Origin of the sequence: Pantoea sp. BS_8 (assembly GCF_041954965.1) — a bacterium.
GTDB lineage: Bacteria > Pseudomonadota > Gammaproteobacteria > Enterobacterales > Enterobacteriaceae > Pantoea > Pantoea stewartii.
The window spans coordinates 14,552-34,874 of record NZ_JAVAXU010000019.1; the positions used below are offsets into that span (position 1 = coordinate 14,552).

Genomic DNA, 20,323 nt, shown 5'->3' on the forward strand with positions numbered 1-20,323 from the left:
CTTTAGCATGAGCGATCGTTACGTCATGGAGTCGCTGCTCCGTCCCGCCGTCGAGTTGTATTCGGCAACCGTGGCCGGTAGTGCCACTTTCATCTGCCTGACGGCGCCCTGGTCAGTCGCGCTGGCGCCCTCGGTCAGTTGGGTGACCGCTGCCGGTTTCGGCGTGCTGGCGCTGAAGCGCACTTCTCAGGGATTAAAAATACTGCGCTACCGCCGCAATGTACGTCGCCTTTCGCGCTATGCGCTGACCAGTGACCAGATACCGGTCAGCCGCCGGCATCTGTTTCTCGGCAAAGGTTTTCAGTGGTCGCCCCGACACACGCAGCGGCTGATGGAGGCCCGCCGTCCTGAATGCGAAATCTACGTCCAGCCCTCCGTCATGTACCGCTTGGCCCGGGAGCTGGAAAAAAAGATGGAGTACAGCCTCCCGTGGCTGTGCCGGCTGACGTCGGCCGACTCCGCCCTCAATCCGTTCCGGCCGCTGCCCCCGGTCGGCGGCAGTTCCGTTTATCATGGCGTTGAGCCTGATGAGGTCAACGTCATGTCTGACCTTGGCGAGCGCGTGGGTCATATGCTGGTCATGGGCACCACCCGCGTCGGCAAAACCCGCCTGGCAGAGCTGCTGATCACCCAGGATATCCGCAGGCGCAATGCCGCCGGCGAATTTGAGGTGGTTATTGTATTTGACCCCAAAGGTGACGCAGACCTGCTGCGGCGTATGTATGCCGAGTCGCACCGCGCCGGCCGTCAGGATAACTTCTGGGTTTTCCACCTGGGCTGGCCGGACATCAGCGCCCGCTATAACGCCGTGGGTCGCTTCAGCCGTATCTCCGAGGTGGCGTCGCGCGTCGCGGGGCAGCTATCAAATGAAGGTAATGCTGCCGCCTTCCGTGAGTTTGCCTGGCGGTTCGTTAACATTATTACCCGTGCGCTGGTCGCCCTTGGCCAGCGTCCGGATTACAGCCTGATCCTGCGTTACGTCACCAATATCGGCGAGCTGTATGAGACCTATGTCGATAACCTGTTTAGCGGGAAGGCACCGGCGCTGATGGGCAGCCTGGAGGCACTGATGCAGGCCGGTATCAAAGAAAAAGACCTGCCACGCCACCTGCAGGGACGCCCGAACGGCATCAAAATATGGGCGTCTGAGCAGGTGCTCGGCAGTCCTGAGGGTAAAAAGCTCTGGGACCCGGTCCTCGATGGCCTGCGCAGTGCGGTGCAGTATGACCGGACGTACTTTGACAAAATCGTGGCGTCGCTGCTGCCGCTGCTGGAAAAACTCACTACGGGTAAGACGGCCGCGCTTCTGGCACCTGATTACACCGACCTCAGCGACCCACGTCCGATACTCGACTGGCACAACATCATCAAGTCTCGCGGCGTGGTCTATGTTGGCCTTGATGCGCTGTCTGACCCGGTTGTGGCAGCCGCCGTCGGAAACAGCATGTTTGCTGACCTGGTCTCTGAAGGTGGCCATATCTATAAGTTTGGTCTGGGCGATGAGGGTGACAAAAAAGCCGGTAAGGCCGTCATCAACCTGCACTGTGACGAATTTAACGAGCTGATGGGGGACGAATTTATCCCGCTCATCAACAAAGGCGGCGGTGCCGGCTTCCAGGTCACGGCCTATACGCAGACGCTGTCCGACATCGAGGCCCGCATCGGGAATGCGGCCAAAGCCAGCCAGGTCATCGGTAACTTTAACTCACTGGTCATGCTCCGGGTTCGCGAAAAAAACACGGCCATGCTGATGACCGATCAGTTACCTGAAGTGGGGGTCTACCAGAAAACCCTGACGTCAGGTGTAACCGACGTCTCCCGCCCGGGTGAAGGCACGGACTTCAACAGTAACGTTAACGATCAGGTGACGCTGGTTAAGGTGCCGATGATAAGCCCCTCTGACATCATTAATCTGCCGAAAGGTCAGGCCTTTGCCCTGCTGGAAGGCGGAAGACTGTGGAAAATCCGTATGCCGCTGCCGGTCAGCGATGAGAGTGACCGCTTTATGCCGGCGAGTCTGAAACAGCTGGCTGACACGATGGAGAAAAACTATCACAGCGGCGAATCCTGGTGGACAGGTGGTGATGCCGGTATTCCGGGAGGCCTTCATGTCCCAGAATGATGGCGGGAACACACGGCAGAGTACTCCCGCGAAACAAAGACACCCGGGCCCTTTTACGCTGCTGCTGTGGGACATGCCGCTGAGCCTCATCGGCATCCTGATTGGTTCGCTGTTCGTCAGCCTGGGTGTTGAATATGCGTGCATGACGTTCCTCTGGCCGGACGAGGGTGCCATGCACAGCTATCAGGTAATGCTGGCCGAAAGCCACTGGCTGTCTTCGGGGTATACCCGAAGCCTGCTGATGGCCACGCCGGTGGAAACCATCACCCGCTGGGTTCAGGCCGCCTGGCACTGGCTGTTTGTGGACAGCGGATTCAGTCACTGGCTGGACTCTTTCAGGGAAACGAGTCAGAAAGGGAGCGGCCTCATTCCGTCCCTTAACGGCTTCGGCGCATCCCTCATCAGCAGGCTGGGGGAGTACCTGCAGGCAACACTCTGGGTGACGCTGATTTTCTTTATCCGCGTGATGATCCTGTTTCTCAGCATCCCGCTGTTCGGGCTGGTCATCATCACCGGCATCGTTGAGGGACTGGTCAGGCGTGACCTGCGTCGCTACGGGGCAGGCTACGAATCAAGTTTTGTCTATCATCACGCAAAACGCTTCGTTAAGCCAGCGCTCTACGGACCCTGCATGCTGTATCTGGCATGGCCTACCGCAGTCTGGCCAAATCTGTTTTTGCTGCCATCTGCGTTACTGGTTGGTGGCGTACTGGCTGTCGTGACGGCGTCGTTCAAAAAGTATCTGTGAAGTGTGTGCTTGCGGGGGATGTGCCCGGAGGGCCTGCGCTGCTGCAGGCCTTTTTTATGGCTAAAAAGAGGATTCAGAGGTTCATGCCCAGAACGTGCACCGTAACATCCTGAGTTGCAGTGTTATAAAAATTATCTTTGATAAACGTCATACCCTGTCTTTCATAAAATCTGCGCGCACGGGTATTTTCTTTAAGCACCTCAAGCCACAGAAAGTTACTCCCTCTTTCTTTCGCCATCTCAGCCACTTCACCAAATATGAGTTGACCGTAGTTTTTCCCGGTAGAGCCTTCTGAAAGATAAAGTTTTTTAAGAAGAGTGCCGTGTAAAGGCGTCCCAGGAATATTGCATCGCCAGATGACTTTAACAAATCCGATCGGATCCGACGTCTCGACTACATACCAGCCTGCGGAAGGGTCAGCAAGGCTGCTTTCGATGACCTGTGGCGAATACTCCTGATTAAGGAACGCGTCCAGTTCCTCGCTGTGGGTCCAATACTGCTTAAAATGATGGGTGTATGTACTGACACCCAGCTCGCTCAGGAGTGAAACATCACACTGTCTTGCTTCGCGCAGAATTAATGTCATTCATTTATCCCGGACTATAAATGTCATCGCGTTGTTCAGGGGAAAAGCCAGCGTCTGGCCTCAGCAGATTCAATCAGCATTCTGACGGTCAGTGGGACGGGTTCATGATGGTCTGTACGCATGAATTTCGGCAGGATGGCATTAGGCAAAAAGCGTATGCCCTCGTTAGGAAAGTATTTCCTGAACTCAAAATGGGTCATGTCGACGCCAAACTTCTCTGCATACTCTTCGATGAAATCAGCGGCCTCTTCAGGGAGTACCATCTGATCCCCTGTACTCAGTGAGACATCATCTGACATTTCCCAGAAGTATTTTTTAAGCAGGTTTCTGACCTGAACTGAAGTTTCCATGCGCTTAGTCCTTTTCACCCGTTATCAGTCGGTAGCGAAGTATGACGTTATTCGTAATGATGTAGATGTCACGGGCAGTAATAACGGCACCAACCCATGGCACCCAGCGTCCAATGTAGGCGCCCACACTTGTCGTGTAGGCCCATTTGCCCCGCATCATGCTACTGAGCGTCAGTGTTCGGCGGCGTTTAGCGAATCGTTTTTTGATGAGTGTGCGCATTACCATCGAGAGAGGACTGGTGCCGGTCGTGGCCGTTTTCGCATCCAGTTTTCCTGAGACAGGAATAAACGGCAGGCTGGCCAGCATTGAGGCAACGGCCAGAATATCCGTTATGCCGCTGAAGGTTTTAGTGAACTCGTCAAGAATCAGCCACATCAGCAACTCTTCTTTATCCACACTCATGCCGTCAAAGTAATACTTCCCGTCCAGCTGTTCGGTCGTGTCCATGTGACATCAGCTCCGTCTGTAAATGCATTGTGTATTTAATCATCGCCCAGCCGGTGCGGTTTTCGCCAGAAACAATCTGCTTTTATTTTCAGAAATCCATAAAGATTTTACTGCTGTCAGGCGGGCGCGGTTGCGTCACTCTCACCCTCATCTGTTACCCGGGAGAGCCTTACATGCGCCGTTTACCCCCTTTCATTGCACTCCTTGCCTGTGTCATGCCGGCAATTGTGTGCCATGCCTCCGAAAAGGATGAGCTCGCGCTGGTGATGCGCCAGCTGGATCAGGTTCAGGCGGGCCTTGACCGCGCCCGCGTGGTGGCGAACCAGAATCAGGATGCCCGTTTTTACTTCGACTATCAGCAGGCAACCCGAGATATCGCCACCATGAAACAGGGTATTTCCACCTATCTGGAGCCGTCACGCGCGCAGCCTAACACCGGCTCAGCGTCGGTGACCGGACAGTACCGGGCACAGGAGCCGGCGTGGCGATGAACGGCGCACAGACCTCCGGCTGGGCGGCAGGCTCCGGCGGCAGCCTCACGCCTTCCCAACTGAACATTCTGATCCTGAGCGCGCTCGCTATCGTCATCCTGCTCTTCTCGGCCTGGGCCATCGTGCAGGGCTACCGGGGATGGGCGTCAAGAGCCATCACACTCAGGCAGTTCAATGAGCTGGTTATCCGTCTGGTTCTTCTGTACCTGCTGACCCTGTTTTTCTTCTTTAACTGAAAGGACACCACCATGAAATTTCGTTTTAACAGGCTCTGTCGTGCCGCACGGGGACGCGTCACGCTGCTGACTCTTACACTGGCTGCCGGTCATGCCCGCGCAGGCCTGCCACCCGTTGTGCAGCCGACCGGTGGCGGTGGCGGTGGCGGAACCTATAACGTTGTCATGGCCTACTTAAAGATGGCGGCGCTTGGTCTGGGGCTTCTGGTGTGTGTGGGCGCCTTTCTGGCTGTCGCACACGCCGTCATTACCGCGTTTCACGACATTCGTAAGGGCAAAAACACCTGGACCGAACTCATTCTTTACAGCGTCGTCGGCATCATCCTCATCCTCGTGGTGATTTACCTTGCAACCCAGGCTGCTGACATTCTCTGAGGAGCAACGATGGCCGTTATCGACTTTCTCCCTGACCGGCTCAATTACCCGCCCGTGGTGTACCGGGGATTTACCGCCGGCGAGTTTCTGCTGGCGGCAGGTACGGGCAGCCTGGTGGGCATTCCACTGGGCGTACCGCTTTGCCTGGTGCCCCACGTCGGCTGGCTGGCATTCCCGACCTGCATGTTGCTGATGCCGATTCTTACTGTGTTTTTCGGCGGGAACTGGATTGCTGCCTACAAGCGCGGCAAGCCTGAGAACTACATCTGGCAGCGGCTGGAACAAATCCGCTGCCGCCTGGGCCTGTCGCGTTCAATGATTCTGGCCAGCCGCGCCTGGGAGTTGCAGCGCACGTCCGCGCGGGCAATGAGGAGGGGGTTATGAGCCGGTTTCGTAACGGTATCACGGCGCGTGATAACCACATCTTTTCCCTGCGGATTGCCTGCGTGCTGCTGTTCGCCGGCATGCTGGTCACCTCAGTTGGCTGGATGCGTGCGCCCTCGGACATGACCATCCACATTCCCCCCGACCTGCGCTCCGGCAGCACGCAGAAATGGTGGGTTATTCCGCCCTCAACGGTTTATGCCTTCGCGTTTTATATCTTCCAGCAGCTTAACGCCTGGCCGACCAACGGTGAGGTGGACTATTCGGCGAAGATTGCCCAGCTCAGTCCTTACCTGACGCCGTCCTGCCAGGATTTCCTGAACAGGGACTATGAGTTTCGGAAAAACAGCGGCGAACTCAAGGACCGCGTGCGCGTGGTGTATGAAATCCCCCGTCGCGGCTACAGCGACAGCAGTGTTGACATCCTGAGTGACGATCGCTGGGTGGTGCGGCTCGACCTGGTAGCTGACGAGTATTACCACGCCGAGAAGGTCAAGCGGGCGCTTGTTCGCTACCCCCTCAAAGTCGTGCGCTGGGAAGGTGATCCGGCCCGCAACCCATTTGGTCTGGCGCTTGACTGTTATGACTCCACGCCGCAGCAGCTCGAAGCCATGCCGCAGCCGGAGCCGGAGAAAAAATCAGGAGTCTTCCAGTGATTAAACGTCCTCTGATACTGCTGTGCCTGCTGCTGGTCTCTGGCCTCACGCAGGCGGTTGAGCTCATGAAGTGGGAGCGCATTCCGCTGCAGATACCGCTAACCGTCGGCCAGGAGCGCATCGTGTTTGTGAATAAAAACGTGCGCGTGGGGTTCCCGCCGTCCCTCAACGGCAAAGTGCGCATTCAGAGCACCGGCGGCGCGGTTTATTTCGATGCCAGAGAAGCCTTTCCGGTAACGCGCATTGAGCTGCAGAACAAGGAAAACGGCGAAGTCATCCTGCTTGACGTCAGCGCCGTGCCCGGCAAGTTGACCCGCGAACCGGTAAAACTGGTGTATGACGGTGAAGTGGCCACTGCAACGGCCAGTGACAGACAGTCGGTGAGTAGTGATGCAGGCAGCAGCAGTAAAAACACTTCTTCGGCGTCGGGTACTGACACTGCGCCGGCACGCAAAGCACCAAAACTCAGCGCGCCGCTGCCGGTGGTACTGACCCGCTATGCCGCGCAGAGCCTCTACGGGCCGGTCCGAACCGTGGAGCCGGTGCCGGGCATCAGCCCAGTGTCACTGAAGCTGCCATCGTCCATTACCACGCTGATGCCTGGCGAGCCCGTGTCGGTCACGCCGATGGCGGCCTGGAGCCTGATGGGCGACAGCGTGGTGGCGCTGCAGGTGCGTAACCGCTCGGCCGACAAGGTGGTCCTCGACCCGCGAGAGCTGCAGGGCCAGTTCGAGACGGCGACCTTTCAGCACCGCTGGCTGGGTCGTGCCGGCACGCCTGAAGACACAACGGTCGTATACCTGGTCATTCAGGGACGCCCTGAAGGCGCGTTTATTGCTGAACCCGTCACGGTCATGCCTAAAACGGCACGGAGGGCGAAGAAATGAGCCAGCCCGGCACAAACCTGATAGTGAAAATTGCAGTGCCGGTGGTGCTGACCGTCGCCATCGTCGTGGGCGTCAAATCCTGCTCGGATTCAAAGGAAAAAACGGCGTTGACGCAAAAAACCACCAATGCAGCGCTTAAAGACCTGTCGCCTGATGATCTCAAGGCGCTGGGCGTTGAAGGCGACACGCCGCAGGACACCCTGCGCACGATAGTGGGCAATTTTCGCCGCGTTCAGGACCGCCTCGATACGCTCGCCAGTGACAACAAAAAGCTGAACGAAGAAAACGCGGATCTGAAAAAGACCAACAGCAACGTGGATGCACAAATTAACGAGGCCGTGGCCAACGCCCGTGCTGACGAGGCTGACAAGCGGGCAAAGCTCAGCGCACAGGTTTCCGATCTCAGTTCGCAGGTCGGTCAGATGCTTGAGCAACTGAAAAACAAAAATGCCGCAACGCCTGACAAAAGTAGCGGACCCGGCAGCGACATTCCGATCGGTCTGGGCTATGACAACGGCACCAGTGGTAGCGTCGCGATGTCAGCCCCTGTCTCAGATGGCCTGCTGTGGGTCGAACCTAAAGACGGACTCCCGGTGGATGCCAGCGGCAAACCCGTGAATGACAGCAATAAAAACAGCGCGACCGGCTTCTCGTTTGCCTCGTCATTCGGTGAAGCGGGTGACGCCGGTAAGCAGGCCGGCGCAGCGGTTTCCACAGCCGTCAGTCAGGCTGTGCCGGATGCGGTGAAACCCGTCGATCCGGTGTTTACGCTGCCGGAGAACTCCACGCTGGTCGGCAGTCGCGCCATGACGGCACTGCTTGGCCGCGTTCCCATTGACGGTAAAGTAACTGATCCGTACCCGTTCAAGGTTATGTTAGGCAAAGACAACCTGACGGCCAACGGCATCGAGCTGCCGGACGTTCAGGGTGCCATCGTATCCGGTACGGCGACCGGTGACTGGACGCTGTCCTGCGTGCGCGGGTCCATTACCAGCATAACGTTTGTATTCGCGGACGGCACGGTGCGCACGCTCCCCGCGCCGGACAGCCAGAACGGCGGCAGTAACAACCAGAATTCACAGAACAGCAGCGGAAACGCCAATAACAGTATCGGCTGGCTGTCGGATGACAACGGCATTCCCTGCATCTCCGGCACACGTAAAAGCAACGCCTCTACCTATCTGCCGACTATCAGCCTGCTGGCCGGCGCTGCCGCTGCCGGCGATGCCCTTTCACAGAACCAGATGACGGGCCAGACCAACGCCATGGGCGGCGTGACGCAGACGCTGACCGGTGATGCGGGACAGGCCGTGCTGGGTAAATCGCTGTCCGGGAGCATGAAAGAAACCGTGGACTGGGTAAAGCAGCGTTATGGCCAGACGTTTGACGCGATATACGTGCCGCCGGGTCAGACCGTGGCGCTGCACATTACCCGCCAGCTGGCGATCGACTACGAAGAGAAAGGCCGCAGGGTGAAGTATGACTTCAGCCTGGCAGGCTCAGGTACGGGGATGGACTGATGAACAGCCAAAGTAAAGACAGCAGTGAGCTTGAGTACCGCGTGGGTTATACCCCGCTAAGTGGCCGACTGTATGCCGGCTTCGTCCGGCGAGATACAGGCAAGTGGGAAGCTGAACCGCAGGACGTGACGGACTGGGCCATGCTGGCCGTCGCGCAGAAGCTGGTTCGTGAAAATACTGATGTTCTGCTCAGGCAGGCGGATGGCCGCATCCTGCGCCTTTCAGCAGTCATTTCTGAGATGCACACGCTGGAGGCTGATGATGAAGAATAATGCCTTAATTTTGCTCATTCTGGGCGGGACAGTTGCTCTGATGCTGAGCGGCTGCAGCACCTCCAAAGATGAAATGCTGCCGCCTGGTGACAGCACCATGCTGGAGCTCTGGAACAACGGCGCCTCAACAACCCACGCCACCGCTGAAAGCCGCACCACGCTGCGCCGGCCGGTCTCCGACAGCGAACGTACGATCGGACAACAGACCCGGGACAGCTACAGCCGCACCCAGGAAAATGAAATTCAGCAGACGTTTCCGCGACTGCCTAACCCCGACATGGTGATGTATGTGTTCCCGCATCTGGCCGACGGCAACACGCCGGTGCCGGGCTACAGTACCGTTTTCCCGTTTTACAGCCAGGTGCAGTACGCGCTGCCCGGCGAACGCACGGAGGCGCTGTAAATGGCCTTTCGTCTTTTTCGCCGCAGCCGTGAAGCCCAGACTGAACATCAGCACGGTCACGGGCCGTTCTCGGTTGAGGGCCATGAGCCGATCACCCGTGACGGCCGGCTGACGCACGCCGATGAATCAGGTCTTTATGCCACCGGTCCCTCCATTATCGACCACGTTCCCTGGGGAGAATACCTTCCCGAACACCAGTGCATCCTGCTCGATGACGGCGTTTCTGTGGGAGCAGTTTATGAGATCAATCCGGTCGGCACTGAAGGCCGTCCCGAATCGCGCCTGGAGGAAATCCGTGACGTGGTTGAAAATGCGCTGCAGGACAGCATTCCCGAGCTGGACTCACACCAGTGGGTTGTACAGTTTTTCTGTCAGGACGATTCAGATCTGTCGGCGTATATGGATTCCATCCGGGGCTACGTCAGACCCCGGGCACAGGGAACGGCTTTCACCGAGGCCTGGCTGAACGAACAGGAGCGGCATCTGAAGAACGTGGCCGCTGAAAAAGGCCTGTTTGTGGATGAAACCGTGACAGGTGCGCCCTGGCGCGGGCAGATCCGTCGCACGCGCATGGTGGTTTACCGCTGGGTGGAAAAACCTTACCGTGACCCGATGGCGCCGGAAGTTTTACTGAATCAGGTCTGCGACCGTCTGACCTCGGCAATGAGCGGCGCCGGCATTCGTTCCGTGCGCCAGAACGGCGAGCAGATACACAGCTGGCTGCTGCGATGGTTCAACCCGGCCCCCCAGTGGACAGACAAGGCCACACTTTACCGCTGTGCCCGTCATCGCGATGACGCGCACAGCGATCTTCCTCTGCTCAATGACTTCAGCGAAAGCCTGTGGTTCACCCGCCCCCGCAGCGATGCGGACAAGGGCATATGGTGGTTTGATAACGTCGCGCACAAAGCGGTGCCTGTCGCCCGACTTCGTACCCGCCCGCAGACAGGACACCTCACCGGCGAGGTAAAGCGCGGTGACAACATCAACGCCATTATGGATCTGCTGCCGGAAGGCACCGTGCTGGCCATGACGCTGGTTGTGCAGCCTCAGGACAAACTGGAGGCGAATTTTGCCAGCCTGAGCCGCAACTCGATGGGAGAGAACGTCGATTCGCTGCGTGCGCGTGAAGATGCCGCCACTGCCCGCACGTTCCTGGGTAACAAGCACAAGCTTTACCGGGCGGCCATTACCCTGCTCATAAAGGGTAAGGACGAGGACGCCCTGAGCAAACGCTACCTTGACCTCAGCAGTAAGCTGCTGAACTGCGGGCTGGAGCCGGTTAATCCGGAACACGATATCGGTCCGCTCAGCACCTACATGCGGGCGCTGCCGATGTGCTTTAACCCGCAGCTTGACCGCCACAACTGGTACACGCGCCTGATGTTTGTTCAGCACTTTGCCTGCCTGTCACCGGTTTACGGGCGTGACACCGGCACCGGCCATCACGGTCTCACCTTTTTTAACCGGGGCGGCGGTCCGCTGTCTGTCGACCCGCTGAATAAAGAGGATCGCACCCAGAACGCGCACCTGTTGCTGTTTGGCCCGACCGGTGCCGGCAAGTCAGCCACGGCGGTCGACAAGCTGTCTCAGATGGTGGCCATCTATCGATCGCGTATTTTCCTGATTGAGGCGGGGAACAGCTTTGGCCTCTATGGTGACTACTGTGCGTCGCTGGGCCTCAGCGTTCATCGCGTCAGCATCAAGCCCGGCAAGGTCGTGTCGCTGGCACCCTTTGGTGACTCGCACCTTTTGCTGGATGTGAAGCCCGAAGCGTTGATCATCAGTGAGGAAGACCTGCCGGATACTGACGCAGACGATGAGGATGATGAAGACGGTGAGCGTGACGTTCTGGGGGAAATGGAGATTGCTGCCCGCCTGATGATTACCGGTGGAGAAGCCTCTGAAGAGTCCAGAATGACGCGTGCCGACCGTGGCATGATCCGCGAAGCCATCATGAATGCCGCCCGTAAGGCTTATGCTGAGTCCCGCCAGATGCTGCCCGAGGACCTGATGTTTGCGCTGCAGGACATTGCTCATGACATCAGCCTGGGCGACGACGGCCGCGAGAAACGCACGCCAGCCCGCCGCGCACGCGCCGAGGAGATGTCAGAGGCGCTGCGCATGTTCACGGAAGGTTTTGAGGGCGAACTGTTCAACCGCCCGGGTACCCCCTGGCCTGAGGCCGACGTCACGATCGTGGACCTGGGGCAACTGGCCCGCGAAGGGTACGAGGCTCAGATGGCCGTGGCGGTTATCTCCCTCCTGAATACCATCAACAACATCGCCGAACGCGATCAGTATCTTGACCGTGACATCATCGTGCCCATTGATGAGGGACATATTGTCACCACCAACCCACTGCTGGGACCCTATGCCACCAAAATTGCCAAAATGTGGCGTAAGTTAGGCACCTGGCTCTGGATTTTTACCCAGAACCTTGCCGACTTCCCTGATACGTCGAAAAAGATGCTGAACATGGCCGAGTGGTGGATATGTCTGGTTATGCCGCCTGAAGAGGTTGAGCAGATTGCCCGCTTCAAGACGCTTAATGATGAGCAAAAAGCAATGCTGCTCTCTGCCACCAAACTGCCGCGCAAATACACTGAGGGGGTCATTCTCTCGCGTAAGGTGCAGGCGCTGTTCAGGGCCGTACCGCCGAGCCTCTACCTGGCGCTGGGCATGACGGAAAAAGAAGAGAAAGCAGAACGCCGGGCCATCATGAATGAATTTAAATGTTCGGAACTTGAGGCCGTTTACCATGTTGCACGTCGCCTTGACGAGAGCCGTGGTCTTATTCACTGACAGGGGATTTTATGAAAAAACTGACCATGGCGCCGCCACTGGTTGTCGGGGACAAGGCTTTAATCGCCACTGTCATTTTTACCGTCCCGCCGCAGGGGCAGGCATCGGTGGGTGAGACGGATAACCGTGCCATCGTGAAGCTCCGGGAGGAGATAGGTCAGCGCCTTGAGCATCCCTTGCTGGTATCGGTCTATCCGCATCGCGTCGGGCGACGCAGTTGCACGGCCGTGCATCTCTCCGGTGCCAACAACAGGGCTCTGGATATTCTCATCACTGTCACTGGTAATACGCTATGGCCAACCGAGGAGGATTACAGGACCGGCATCCGCTGGAATATCTGTGTGCCGGATGCGACAGATATGCTGTGGGTGCTGAAGGAGATAGACCGCGCAACAGAGGCTGAGATGTGCCATTAAACAGACCCTCCGTTATCGCCCGGCACCGGTGTGTGGTGTCGGGCGGGAACGGAGGCTGCGGGTGCGGGCGGCATAGAGCCCGCGATTATTACCATTTGTCAGCCCCTGATGAGGATCGACTACCGCATTTCAGGTTTTAGCATTCCCTTTTTAATTCAGCAGTTGATACCTGCGGATTAAATCATAGATAGACTTGATTGTTACTACTGCATTTTTTTAACAGTCACTGAGTTTCACTACCATTAACAACCCTCTGGCGGGTTAAGGGCAGATATGAAGATATCCTATTAAAATCATATTTATAGTGACATTTCTGTTGCTCTTACAATGCTGCCTCCTTCTCATGTTTCAAATAGTTGTTGTGAATTAAAAAACAAAAATGTTAATGTAATTTAACTATTCGTAGGGGGTTACATGGCTTTTAATTACAGAAATGACCTTGATCGAATGCTAAATGCGACGATAAGTTATTGGCAGCGTAAGGTTTCTACGGTCGTTTATAAAGAAAAAGAAATATCTGATAAAAATGCAGAGAAAATAAAACCATCAAACGACAGGAATTGTGCTGCTGTGGTAGATACGGGTACTTTCAACCACAAACCCGCAGTGGCTATGAATGACTGGAATAAGCCCAGTGTAGAAAATGTTTTTTCAGCAAATACTTACACAAAAGTCAGCGATACTACTGTACAAAAGCATGCAGAAATGAAACTGCTTGATTATCATAAGTTGCATAATGGTACATTCCCAGAATACATAGGAATATCCAAACCAGCGTGCTTACGCTGCGCTGTTGTACTTGTTATAGCAGGCGTCAAATTTCAATCCTCATCCGGCGGGATTTGGAATGCCGGATGGGCATACCCTAGATTTTTATCCTCAAGTCCTGAAACCGATGAAACTCGTAGAGCGTTTAGGGCTTTTATTGGTGATGAACTTACAAATTTTATTGCAAATGATGGCCAGAAATATAATGTGCTCGAAATTTATGACACTACTTTGAGTCAATCTCAACGGGATGACTACAAATCAAGATTGAAAACGGTTCAGTTTTAATTCTTTCGGCTTCTTTGCAGGCTAAAATTAATTACTATCACTCACTACTTTCAAAGAGAGGGTTTCATGGACAGGAATACACTTAGCAACTTACGGGTAAAAATGCATTATGACAAATCCAGGGAACTGACAAACAACCTTCTTTTTATGCATGCTGCCACGGTTGAGGACAACGATAAGACCTTTGTTTTCAATTCGGATGTAGCTAACTCGTTAAAATGGCCTTCAAATGTCAAAACAATGCATGACTACAGGATGATGTATTCGGGGATCTATGACCGCCTTTACCAGATCTGCGTAATATCGCTTTGCTCTGATATCGAGTTTTTTTTCAAAGATATTTTTGATGAGTATGGATATTCAAAGGGAAGCGGAAATGGTTTTTTTCAACGATTCGATGATGTTATTGCAAGCCTGTCCGATAAAATAGATTTTTCAGGCATTACTACAAGCCTTGAGAAACTTCGACTTGCATTTCAGATAAGACATATTTGCATTCACAACATGGGATTTGTAGATGAAAACTTCAAAAGTAAAACCAACCTTGGTACGGTTGGTAGCTCATTTAATGTGAATCAATCGGAATTTAGATGTTTTTTTGATGCATACGAAATATTATTAAAGCATCTGGACGAAAACCTGCCTGCACCGCAAGTTTAACGCTCAAATATCACTAAATATACGTTGCGCATTCGGGATTCAGTAACCCTATTTACATAGCTGCTCTGCTTTATGTATTTGTCTTGAATGCGCTCGCCACCTGTCAGGTGGTATATCTGCCGATATGTTAAGGCAGTGTTCAGGTCGCCTGGCAATTTATTCTGTTTCTGCATCTTCTTTGGTGCCATTCATCACCTTCAGTCAGCGTCGCGCGGCATAGTGCCAGGGTCAGCGATGTTCCAGAAATTCCGCCGTTCTTTCTTCCAGTTTCATTGTACCTTTCTGCCTTTCATGTCTGTCCTGAACGTACCCGTTATTCTTTCAGACCCGCATTATGACTTCTTCATTTAACCCTTAATCTTCATCGGGAAAATGGCCCTGAATTCATAACAGGAGCATTCTTATGCGACATCCCTTCGAGCTCGACCCCGAAATCATTCATCACATCATCTACAGCCAGGCCGGCTCTGTGGCCAAAGCCCTTATCGAACTCATCATGAACAGCGTCGATGCTGGCGCGGTTGCGGTCATTCTGGAGATTACCCCGGAGGGCTTCACCTGCCGTGACGACGGTCGCGGTTTTGCGTCATATGAAGATGTGAAACGCTATTTTGGCCGCTTCGGCACGCCACACCCTGAAGGCGATGCCACCTACGGTCGTTTTCGCCTCGGCCGTGGCCAGATTATGGCGCATGCCCGGACCGTCTGGCGCTCGCAGCGCTGGCAGATGGAGGTCGACACGCGGGTAATGGGTTATGAATATGAACTGACAGAGCCCGGTGAGATTCAGGAGGGGTGTGTCATTAGCGGTGACTGGTATGAGCCGATGTCCACTCAGGAGCGTATGTCATGCATGCAGGAAATTCGTGACCTGGTGCGCTACACGCCCGTCTCGGTCTGCCTCAACGGCAACGTGATTACGCGTAAACCGGAACTGGAAAAATGGGACGCTGAGGATGACGCAGCCTGGTATCGGTTGCGGGAAGACGGCGCTGTATCCATTTATAACCAGGGCGTGCTTGTCAGGCATGACCCGGGGCATAACTGGGGAGTGGGTGGCCTTATCGTGAGTAAAAAAGCCATTGCTTTAAATGTGTCGCGCACTGAGATTCTGCGCAAGAGCTGCATGGTCTGGAAGCAGATAGCAGCAAAATTCAGCGGGCTGGCGCAGGCCTTTTCTGACAACACCGGCAGTCACCGCAAAACCGAGGCCCGGCGTGAGAAAACCGCCCGGGCGCTGCTTGCCGGCGAGGGAGACCTGCAGAAGCTGGTTAACGGTGAAGAGGTGATTACGCTTCTCCCGGGCAAACAGCACGTTACCCTGGAGCACTTCCTGCGCAAATGCCGCTACTATCCCTCTGCTGTCGATAAAAACTGTTTTACTGTGGTTGAGTATGCGCGCGACGTCCCGCGTGGGGAGCTCATTGCGCGTGCCGGCATCGCCCCGGTCATTCACCCGGTGACGCTGACGCGCTTTGACTGCGATAACACGGATGATTTTCTGGAATGCATGAGTCGGGTGCGTGACAACCTCACCGCGTACCGCGAACAGCAACCGTCTTCTGGTCGCTGGGGAATGCCGTTCAGCTCAGAGCTGCAGCTCATCGATTTTGACACGCTCAGCGCGAACTTTGTCGACCGCACGCAGATGGTGAGTGAAAAGACGCTGGATAAGGAAACCCGCAGGGCCTGGACCGCGCTGCGCTACTGCCTGGCCCAGTATGCACGGGTGTGCTCGGGCGGCGAACGCCATAGCACCTCCCGGGCTCACGGAGGTGTGCGGTTCCAGATACTGCTGGGCGAGTCGACATCGGCCGAAGCCTGGACGGATGGTGAGACTTACATCGCCTACAACATTGACATCGTACGCCAGCTTAAGACCGATGCGCTCAGGACGGCCAGTCGACTCTTCAGCCTGACAGAACACGAGGTGGCACACGAAGGTGACAGCATGGACTGCGGCCACGATGAGGGTTTTTATCAGCGGTTTCACGATATCAGCACCGAGTGTGCGGCTGAACGTCAGCATTTTATGCACGTCTGGCTGATGAAATACACAACCAGCCTTGAAGGGGCCGGTAAACGCGCTAAAGGCCTGGCGTGGAGTGAGCGTTACCTGGCTGAGCGTGCAAGTACCGGTCGTGAAAGGAACGGCCTGCCCGGGATTATCAGTGCTGACAGCCTGGCTGATGACGTCGGTGCAGCAGTCGAACCGGAGGACGGGGACCGTCTGGCATTCCTTAATCAGCAGCTTGGGGTAGCCGGCACACTTAAACCCGAATCCGTCAACTGGGCTGACGTTGTGGCTGAGGGGATCGAGGAGGCCAGAGTCGCCCGCGAACGCAGGGCTGAGGAGAGAAGAATTCAGGATGAAGAGTGGGAAGCTTACAAGGTATCACCGGAGTTTCTGCAGCTTATAAAAGATCAAAACGAGTCTCTTGAAGCGTCTGAGCAGGAAGAGCGTGAGCACATGGAGTCCAGTCGTCTTCGTTTACTTGAGTCCCTTCCCGGTGCAACCCCTGAAAACCTCACGCAGGAAATTTTAGAATATCTTGTCTACGCCACAGACACAGGTGAAGAGGAACTGGATGCCTGGCAGCGAAAAACATGGGAACAGCCCGGCGGATACCGGCCTCTGCCCACAGCAGACGACACTGCTTCAGCTGTTCAAAAGTCCGAGACCCGACCAAAAGACAGCCTCCCGGAATCATGGCTGCCGTACGTTAATGAGGGTGAGACACGCGAAACGATTGAGCGCAATGCGGCCGCTGCAGGATTTTACTGGGAACTTGATTATCTTGAATGGCGACATTCAAACGAGACTGACTGTCAGGAATGACAGATAAAAAGGGGGGCCTGGAGGCCCCAAACGGAATTAGCTAATGATTTTATTCACGATGCTTACCACCACCTGGCAGTTCGCTTACTACTTGTATCGGCCGGCTTTTCCGGTTCTTAAGGAGCAGTCTGTGAATCTTTTATGAATCAGCGTGCCGCACAGCTGACCGCCGTGAGAATTATGATTTCTGAGTTAAGAGTTAACGGCTGACCCTCCCACACTAAAAACGCACCCTGACTGCACTATCCACTCCGGGAGTGTTATTCATGAAAATCCCCCTCTGCTGCCTTACCACGCTGTTCCTCACAGCAGGTGCCCACGCCGGCACCGTGATTTATACCGATCATGCGCACCCCGTTACCGGTGAGCTGAGCCCAGACATCACCGTCACCGAGCTGGACGCGCCCGATCGCCTTTTGGCGCAGCAATTCGGCCCGCTCTCCGCTGCCCCCGCGCAGGCTGAGCAGCAGGCCCGGGCGGTCATCACCTCGCCGGCGTTCCGTCAGAATCAGCAGGCGTTAGCGGCGAGCTATGCCGGCGTCGCACACGCCTGGTCACTCGGGCTGGAAAAGTACCCTGCCGTGGTGTTCGACGATAAATGGGTGGTGTACGGCACCACCGACGTCGCCGCAGCCCGGGCGAAACTCAATGCCTGGCGGGAGAAACAGCCGTGAACATGCACCTGTCCCGTCCGCGCCGGCTGATGCTGGCCACGCTGTTTACCTGCACCGGCACGCTTGCCAGCGTGAACACCGCGAGCCTGGTTTCCAGCGCCATGAGCCCGGACTGTATCAGCTGGCGCATCAGCGGCATCTGCTACTGGCTGCTCTGCACCCCCTTTGGCTGCACGGTGAAAACCTCGGTCAAAGTTACCCACTATATTCCGGAAGCCGTGGTCTCTGCCTACCTTAACCCGGGCGACAACCCGTGGACCGAAATGTCAGCCGTGAGCGCCACGGCGGGCGGCGCTGAAAGCCTGGTATCCGGCGGTCTCACCGGCGTGCCAGCTGGCGGCGGCCGTCAGGAGATGAAGGCCCCGGGGATGCGCAAACAGAACCTGCATTTCTACTACGGCGATGCGTATGGCCACCCGGCGACGTCGATTATCGGCGGGATGGTGCCGGGCTATTCCTGCCGCTCAGCGGCCACGCCGTTCGTGCCGTATTTTGTCAGCGCCATGGACTCGCTGGCCTGGCGAACGGGCATTCCTGAATCGTTCTATCCGGAAGCGCTGATACCCGGAAAGCGTGAAATCGGGAATACGTTTGCCGGCGAGATGTGGGGCAACGTTTATCCCCGCAGCGGCTTCGTGACGCAGACCGACAGCTACAAATCGGCGGCCGTCGTGGTTCAGCGTGTCGCCGATATCATCACCCGCGAGGGACAGCTGCACGTCTACAACCCACTGGTTGGCCAGCGGTCTCCGGGTTACTGGCCACCTGACCCCGTTACCGAAAACACCGGCACAAAAAACCACAAGTGGCAGCGGCTTTCGCCGCAGCTGTCGCAGAGCTGCGCGGTCTTTCCGGATACGGGTGGCCAGAAGGCGGAAAGCGGCGATTACGCCTGGGCGCTCTGGCAGCCTTACAGCTGTTGTAAGCGACGTGGCCAGACCTTCCTGTACAGCACCGATTTTTAATAAGGACACACTGCATGAAGAATTTAAGAGTTAAAAAACTGAGCGTGGCCACAAGCGCATTATTCCTTTCCCTGGCGATGCCGGCACTGGCCATCGATACCACGCTTTCCTCTCAGGGCGCCGGTGTCAGCGGCGCCATCAACGACGGCCTGTTCTACTCCATCGGCGGCGGCTCGGTCATTTCGCCGCCCTCAACCCGCAGCAACATGTCGCGGCTCGGCCTGGACGGCGGCTGGAGCAGTGACTTGATGTGCGGCAACTTTGACCTGAAAACCACCGTCGGTAACCAGCTCAACGGTATCACCAGCGGATTTAAGGACCTTATGGGCAACGTCATACAGGGCGCGACCGGCGCGGTGATGAGCATGCCGGCGATGGCCATTCAGCGTGCCAACCCGGGTCTGTATGAAATGCTGACCAACGGCGTGCTGCAGGCGGGCCTGAACTTCGACAAGGCCCAGCTCAACTGCCAGAACATGTCGAAAAAGCTGGCCGACTACACCCTGGGCAGCAAGTGGCAGCAGGCGGCGGTGTCTGAGGAGTATAAAGACATCGTGGCATCGAGCGGTGGTGACGCGGTATCAAGCGACCAGAAGCTGCAGAAGGCCACGGGCGAAGAAGGCGTGACCTGGGTCGGTGGCCAGAAACGCGGCGGCAAGGGACAGCCGGCCATTCAGCCCACGCGTGACCTGGCAAAAGCCGGCTACAACATGATGAACAGCCTGCCGGTGACCAGCAACAGCAGCGTCGGGTCAGCCAGCTGTAACGGTACGGTCTGCCAGCGCTACAAATCCTCCGATGAAGCCGCTGCGGCAGTTGTTAAGGTCCTCGGCGACCGCTCTATCCGCACCTGCCGTGAAACCAGCGAATGCACCAGCGGCGGCGCGGATAACCAGCCGGGCAGCACCGTTGCCGGCACCGGCTTCTCGCCGGTACTGGAAGACGCCACTAAAACCAACCTGGAGCAGCTCAGCAAACTGGTTAGCGGTCAGCTGCAGCCCACGGCCGATAATCTGGCCGCGCTCAAAACCGGCAGCCTTGTCGTCACGCGCGGCGTGATTCAGGCGCTGCGTGATGACCCGGACAAGGCCGCACTGGTGCAGCGACTGGCGGGTGAGCTGGCCATGGCTGACACGGTTGAGGCGGCACTCACCATGCGCCGCATGCTGACGACCGGTGAGTCTGAACCGAATGCGGCCGAACAGCCTGAGGCTATCGCCGAGGGTGATCGTCGAGTGGATGCGCTCGACCGTGAGCTGAACGCGCTGCGTAACGAGATGGAGCTGCGCAAATCCATCAGCAGTAACAGCCTGCTGACCACGCTTGAGCGTCAGGGCGAACGTAATCAGGATAACCAGCTGCAGCAGAAAGCCGGCAATCAGGACCAGGGCTTCAGTCAGATGAGTCAGCCTCAGCCGGGAGGTAACTGA

General features: G+C 56.3%; 22 protein-coding genes. 19 read left to right on the forward strand and 3 right to left on the reverse strand.

What is annotated here, in order from left to right; translation table 11 throughout:
* Positions 1–7: 7 nt before the first annotated feature.
* Positions 8–2,122: a type IV conjugative transfer system coupling protein TraD gene (gene traD / locus RAC65_RS21500; protein WP_375097245.1), complete on the forward strand. Its 2,115-nt coding sequence runs from the start codon at positions 8–10 to the stop codon at positions 2,120–2,122.
* The gene (locus RAC65_RS21505; RefSeq protein ID WP_375097246.1) at positions 2,109–2,870 is read left to right on the forward strand and encodes a TIGR03747 family integrating conjugative element membrane protein; all 762 of its coding nucleotides are present in this window, start codon (positions 2,109–2,111) and stop codon (positions 2,868–2,870) included. Before traD ends, RAC65_RS21505 begins: the two co-directional genes overlap by 14 nt.
* Positions 2,871–2,943: 73 nt before the next feature.
* On the opposite strand, the gene RAC65_RS21510 is transcribed toward RAC65_RS21505, so the two are convergent.
* Genes RAC65_RS21510 through RAC65_RS21520 form a run of 3 tightly spaced genes read right to left on the reverse strand, consistent with a single transcriptional unit; the run spans position 2,944 to position 4,254 of the window.
* Positions 2,944–3,456 carry a GNAT family N-acetyltransferase gene (locus RAC65_RS21510; protein WP_375097247.1) on the reverse strand — a complete coding sequence of 171 codons (513 nt, stop codon included), beginning with the start codon at positions 3,454–3,456 and terminating at the stop codon, positions 2,944–2,946.
* A 35-nt stretch (positions 3,457–3,491) separates the two neighbouring features.
* Positions 3,492–3,806 carry a DUF1493 family protein gene (locus RAC65_RS21515; protein WP_375097248.1) on the reverse strand — a complete coding sequence of 105 codons (315 nt, stop codon included), beginning with the start codon at positions 3,804–3,806 and terminating at the stop codon, positions 3,492–3,494.
* A 4-nt stretch (positions 3,807–3,810) separates the two neighbouring features.
* Complete coding sequence (locus tag RAC65_RS21520) at positions 3,811–4,254, reverse strand: STM2901 family protein (protein ID WP_375097249.1); 444 nt, start codon at positions 4,252–4,254, stop codon at positions 3,811–3,813.
* 173 nt (positions 4,255–4,427) lie between these two features.
* Here RAC65_RS21520 and RAC65_RS21525 point away from each other — a divergent pair, with 173 nt between their 5' ends.
* The 17 genes from RAC65_RS21525 to RAC65_RS21605 all read left to right on the forward strand — a co-directional run bounded on the left by RAC65_RS21525 (position 4,428) and on the right by RAC65_RS21605 (position 20,323).
* Positions 4,428–4,745 (forward strand): RAQPRD family integrative conjugative element protein, encoded by a 318-nt coding sequence (locus RAC65_RS21525; protein ID WP_325992209.1) that lies wholly within the window; start codon positions 4,428–4,430, stop codon positions 4,743–4,745.
* Positions 4,742–4,981 (forward strand): TIGR03758 family integrating conjugative element protein, encoded by a 240-nt coding sequence (locus RAC65_RS21530; protein ID WP_375097273.1) that lies wholly within the window; start codon positions 4,742–4,744, stop codon positions 4,979–4,981. The genes RAC65_RS21525 and RAC65_RS21530 overlap by 4 nt, the downstream gene beginning before the upstream one ends.
* A 12-nt stretch (positions 4,982–4,993) precedes the next feature.
* Positions 4,994–5,356, forward strand: a complete 363-nt coding sequence (locus RAC65_RS21535) for a TIGR03745 family integrating conjugative element membrane protein (RefSeq protein ID WP_375097250.1) — start codon at positions 4,994–4,996, stop codon at positions 5,354–5,356.
* Positions 5,357–5,365: 9 nt separating this feature from the next.
* A complete protein-coding gene (locus RAC65_RS21540) occupies positions 5,366–5,740 on the forward strand; it encodes a TIGR03750 family conjugal transfer protein (protein ID WP_019105573.1) in 375 nt (124 codons plus the stop codon).
* A complete protein-coding gene (locus RAC65_RS21545) occupies positions 5,737–6,396 on the forward strand; it encodes a PFL_4703 family integrating conjugative element protein (RefSeq protein WP_019105572.1) in 660 nt (219 codons plus the stop codon). The genes RAC65_RS21540 and RAC65_RS21545 overlap by 4 nt, the downstream gene beginning before the upstream one ends.
* Entirely contained in the window at positions 6,396–7,283 is an 888-nt protein-coding gene (locus tag RAC65_RS21550; RefSeq protein WP_375097274.1) for a TIGR03749 family integrating conjugative element protein, read from the forward strand. Before RAC65_RS21545 ends, RAC65_RS21550 begins: the two co-directional genes overlap by 1 nt.
* The gene (locus RAC65_RS21555; protein ID WP_375097251.1) at positions 7,280–8,803 is read left to right on the forward strand and encodes a TIGR03752 family integrating conjugative element protein; all 1,524 of its coding nucleotides are present in this window, start codon (positions 7,280–7,282) and stop codon (positions 8,801–8,803) included. Before RAC65_RS21550 ends, RAC65_RS21555 begins: the two co-directional genes overlap by 4 nt.
* Positions 8,803–9,075 (forward strand): hypothetical protein, encoded by a 273-nt coding sequence (locus RAC65_RS21560; RefSeq protein ID WP_019105569.1) that lies wholly within the window; start codon positions 8,803–8,805, stop codon positions 9,073–9,075. The genes RAC65_RS21555 and RAC65_RS21560 overlap by 1 nt, the downstream gene beginning before the upstream one ends.
* Positions 9,065–9,478, forward strand: a complete 414-nt coding sequence (locus RAC65_RS21565) for a TIGR03751 family conjugal transfer lipoprotein (protein ID WP_019105568.1) — start codon at positions 9,065–9,067, stop codon at positions 9,476–9,478. The genes RAC65_RS21560 and RAC65_RS21565 overlap by 11 nt, the downstream gene beginning before the upstream one ends.
* Positions 9,479–12,283 carry a conjugative transfer ATPase gene (locus RAC65_RS21570; protein ID WP_375097252.1) on the forward strand — a complete coding sequence of 935 codons (2,805 nt, stop codon included), beginning with the start codon at positions 9,479–9,481 and terminating at the stop codon, positions 12,281–12,283.
* A gap of 11 nt (positions 12,284–12,294) precedes the next feature.
* Positions 12,295–12,699: a hypothetical protein gene (locus tag RAC65_RS21575; RefSeq protein ID WP_375097253.1), complete on the forward strand. Its 405-nt coding sequence runs from the start codon at positions 12,295–12,297 to the stop codon at positions 12,697–12,699.
* A 414-nt stretch (positions 12,700–13,113) separates the two neighbouring features.
* Positions 13,114–13,755, forward strand: a complete 642-nt coding sequence (locus RAC65_RS21580; RefSeq protein WP_375097254.1) for a nucleic acid/nucleotide deaminase domain-containing protein — start codon at positions 13,114–13,116, stop codon at positions 13,753–13,755.
* A gap of 66 nt (positions 13,756–13,821) precedes the next feature.
* The gene (locus RAC65_RS21585) at positions 13,822–14,415 is read left to right on the forward strand and encodes a hypothetical protein (RefSeq protein ID WP_375097255.1); all 594 of its coding nucleotides are present in this window, start codon (positions 13,822–13,824) and stop codon (positions 14,413–14,415) included.
* Positions 14,416–14,818: 403 nt separating this feature from the next.
* Positions 14,819–17,254 carry an ATP-binding protein gene (locus RAC65_RS21590; protein ID WP_375097256.1) on the forward strand — a complete coding sequence of 812 codons (2,436 nt, stop codon included), beginning with the start codon at positions 14,819–14,821 and terminating at the stop codon, positions 17,252–17,254.
* Between the two features lie 266 nt (positions 17,255–17,520).
* Entirely contained in the window at positions 17,521–17,928 is a 408-nt protein-coding gene (locus tag RAC65_RS21595; RefSeq protein ID WP_375097257.1) for a TIGR03757 family integrating conjugative element protein, read from the forward strand.
* 2 nt (positions 17,929–17,930) lie between these two features.
* Positions 17,931–18,893, forward strand: a complete 963-nt coding sequence (locus RAC65_RS21600; RefSeq protein WP_375097275.1) for a TIGR03756 family integrating conjugative element protein — start codon at positions 17,931–17,933, stop codon at positions 18,891–18,893.
* A gap of 14 nt (positions 18,894–18,907) precedes the next feature.
* Positions 18,908–20,323, forward strand: coding sequence for an integrating conjugative element protein (locus tag RAC65_RS21605; RefSeq protein ID WP_375097258.1), 1,416 nt, complete (start codon positions 18,908–18,910; stop codon positions 20,321–20,323).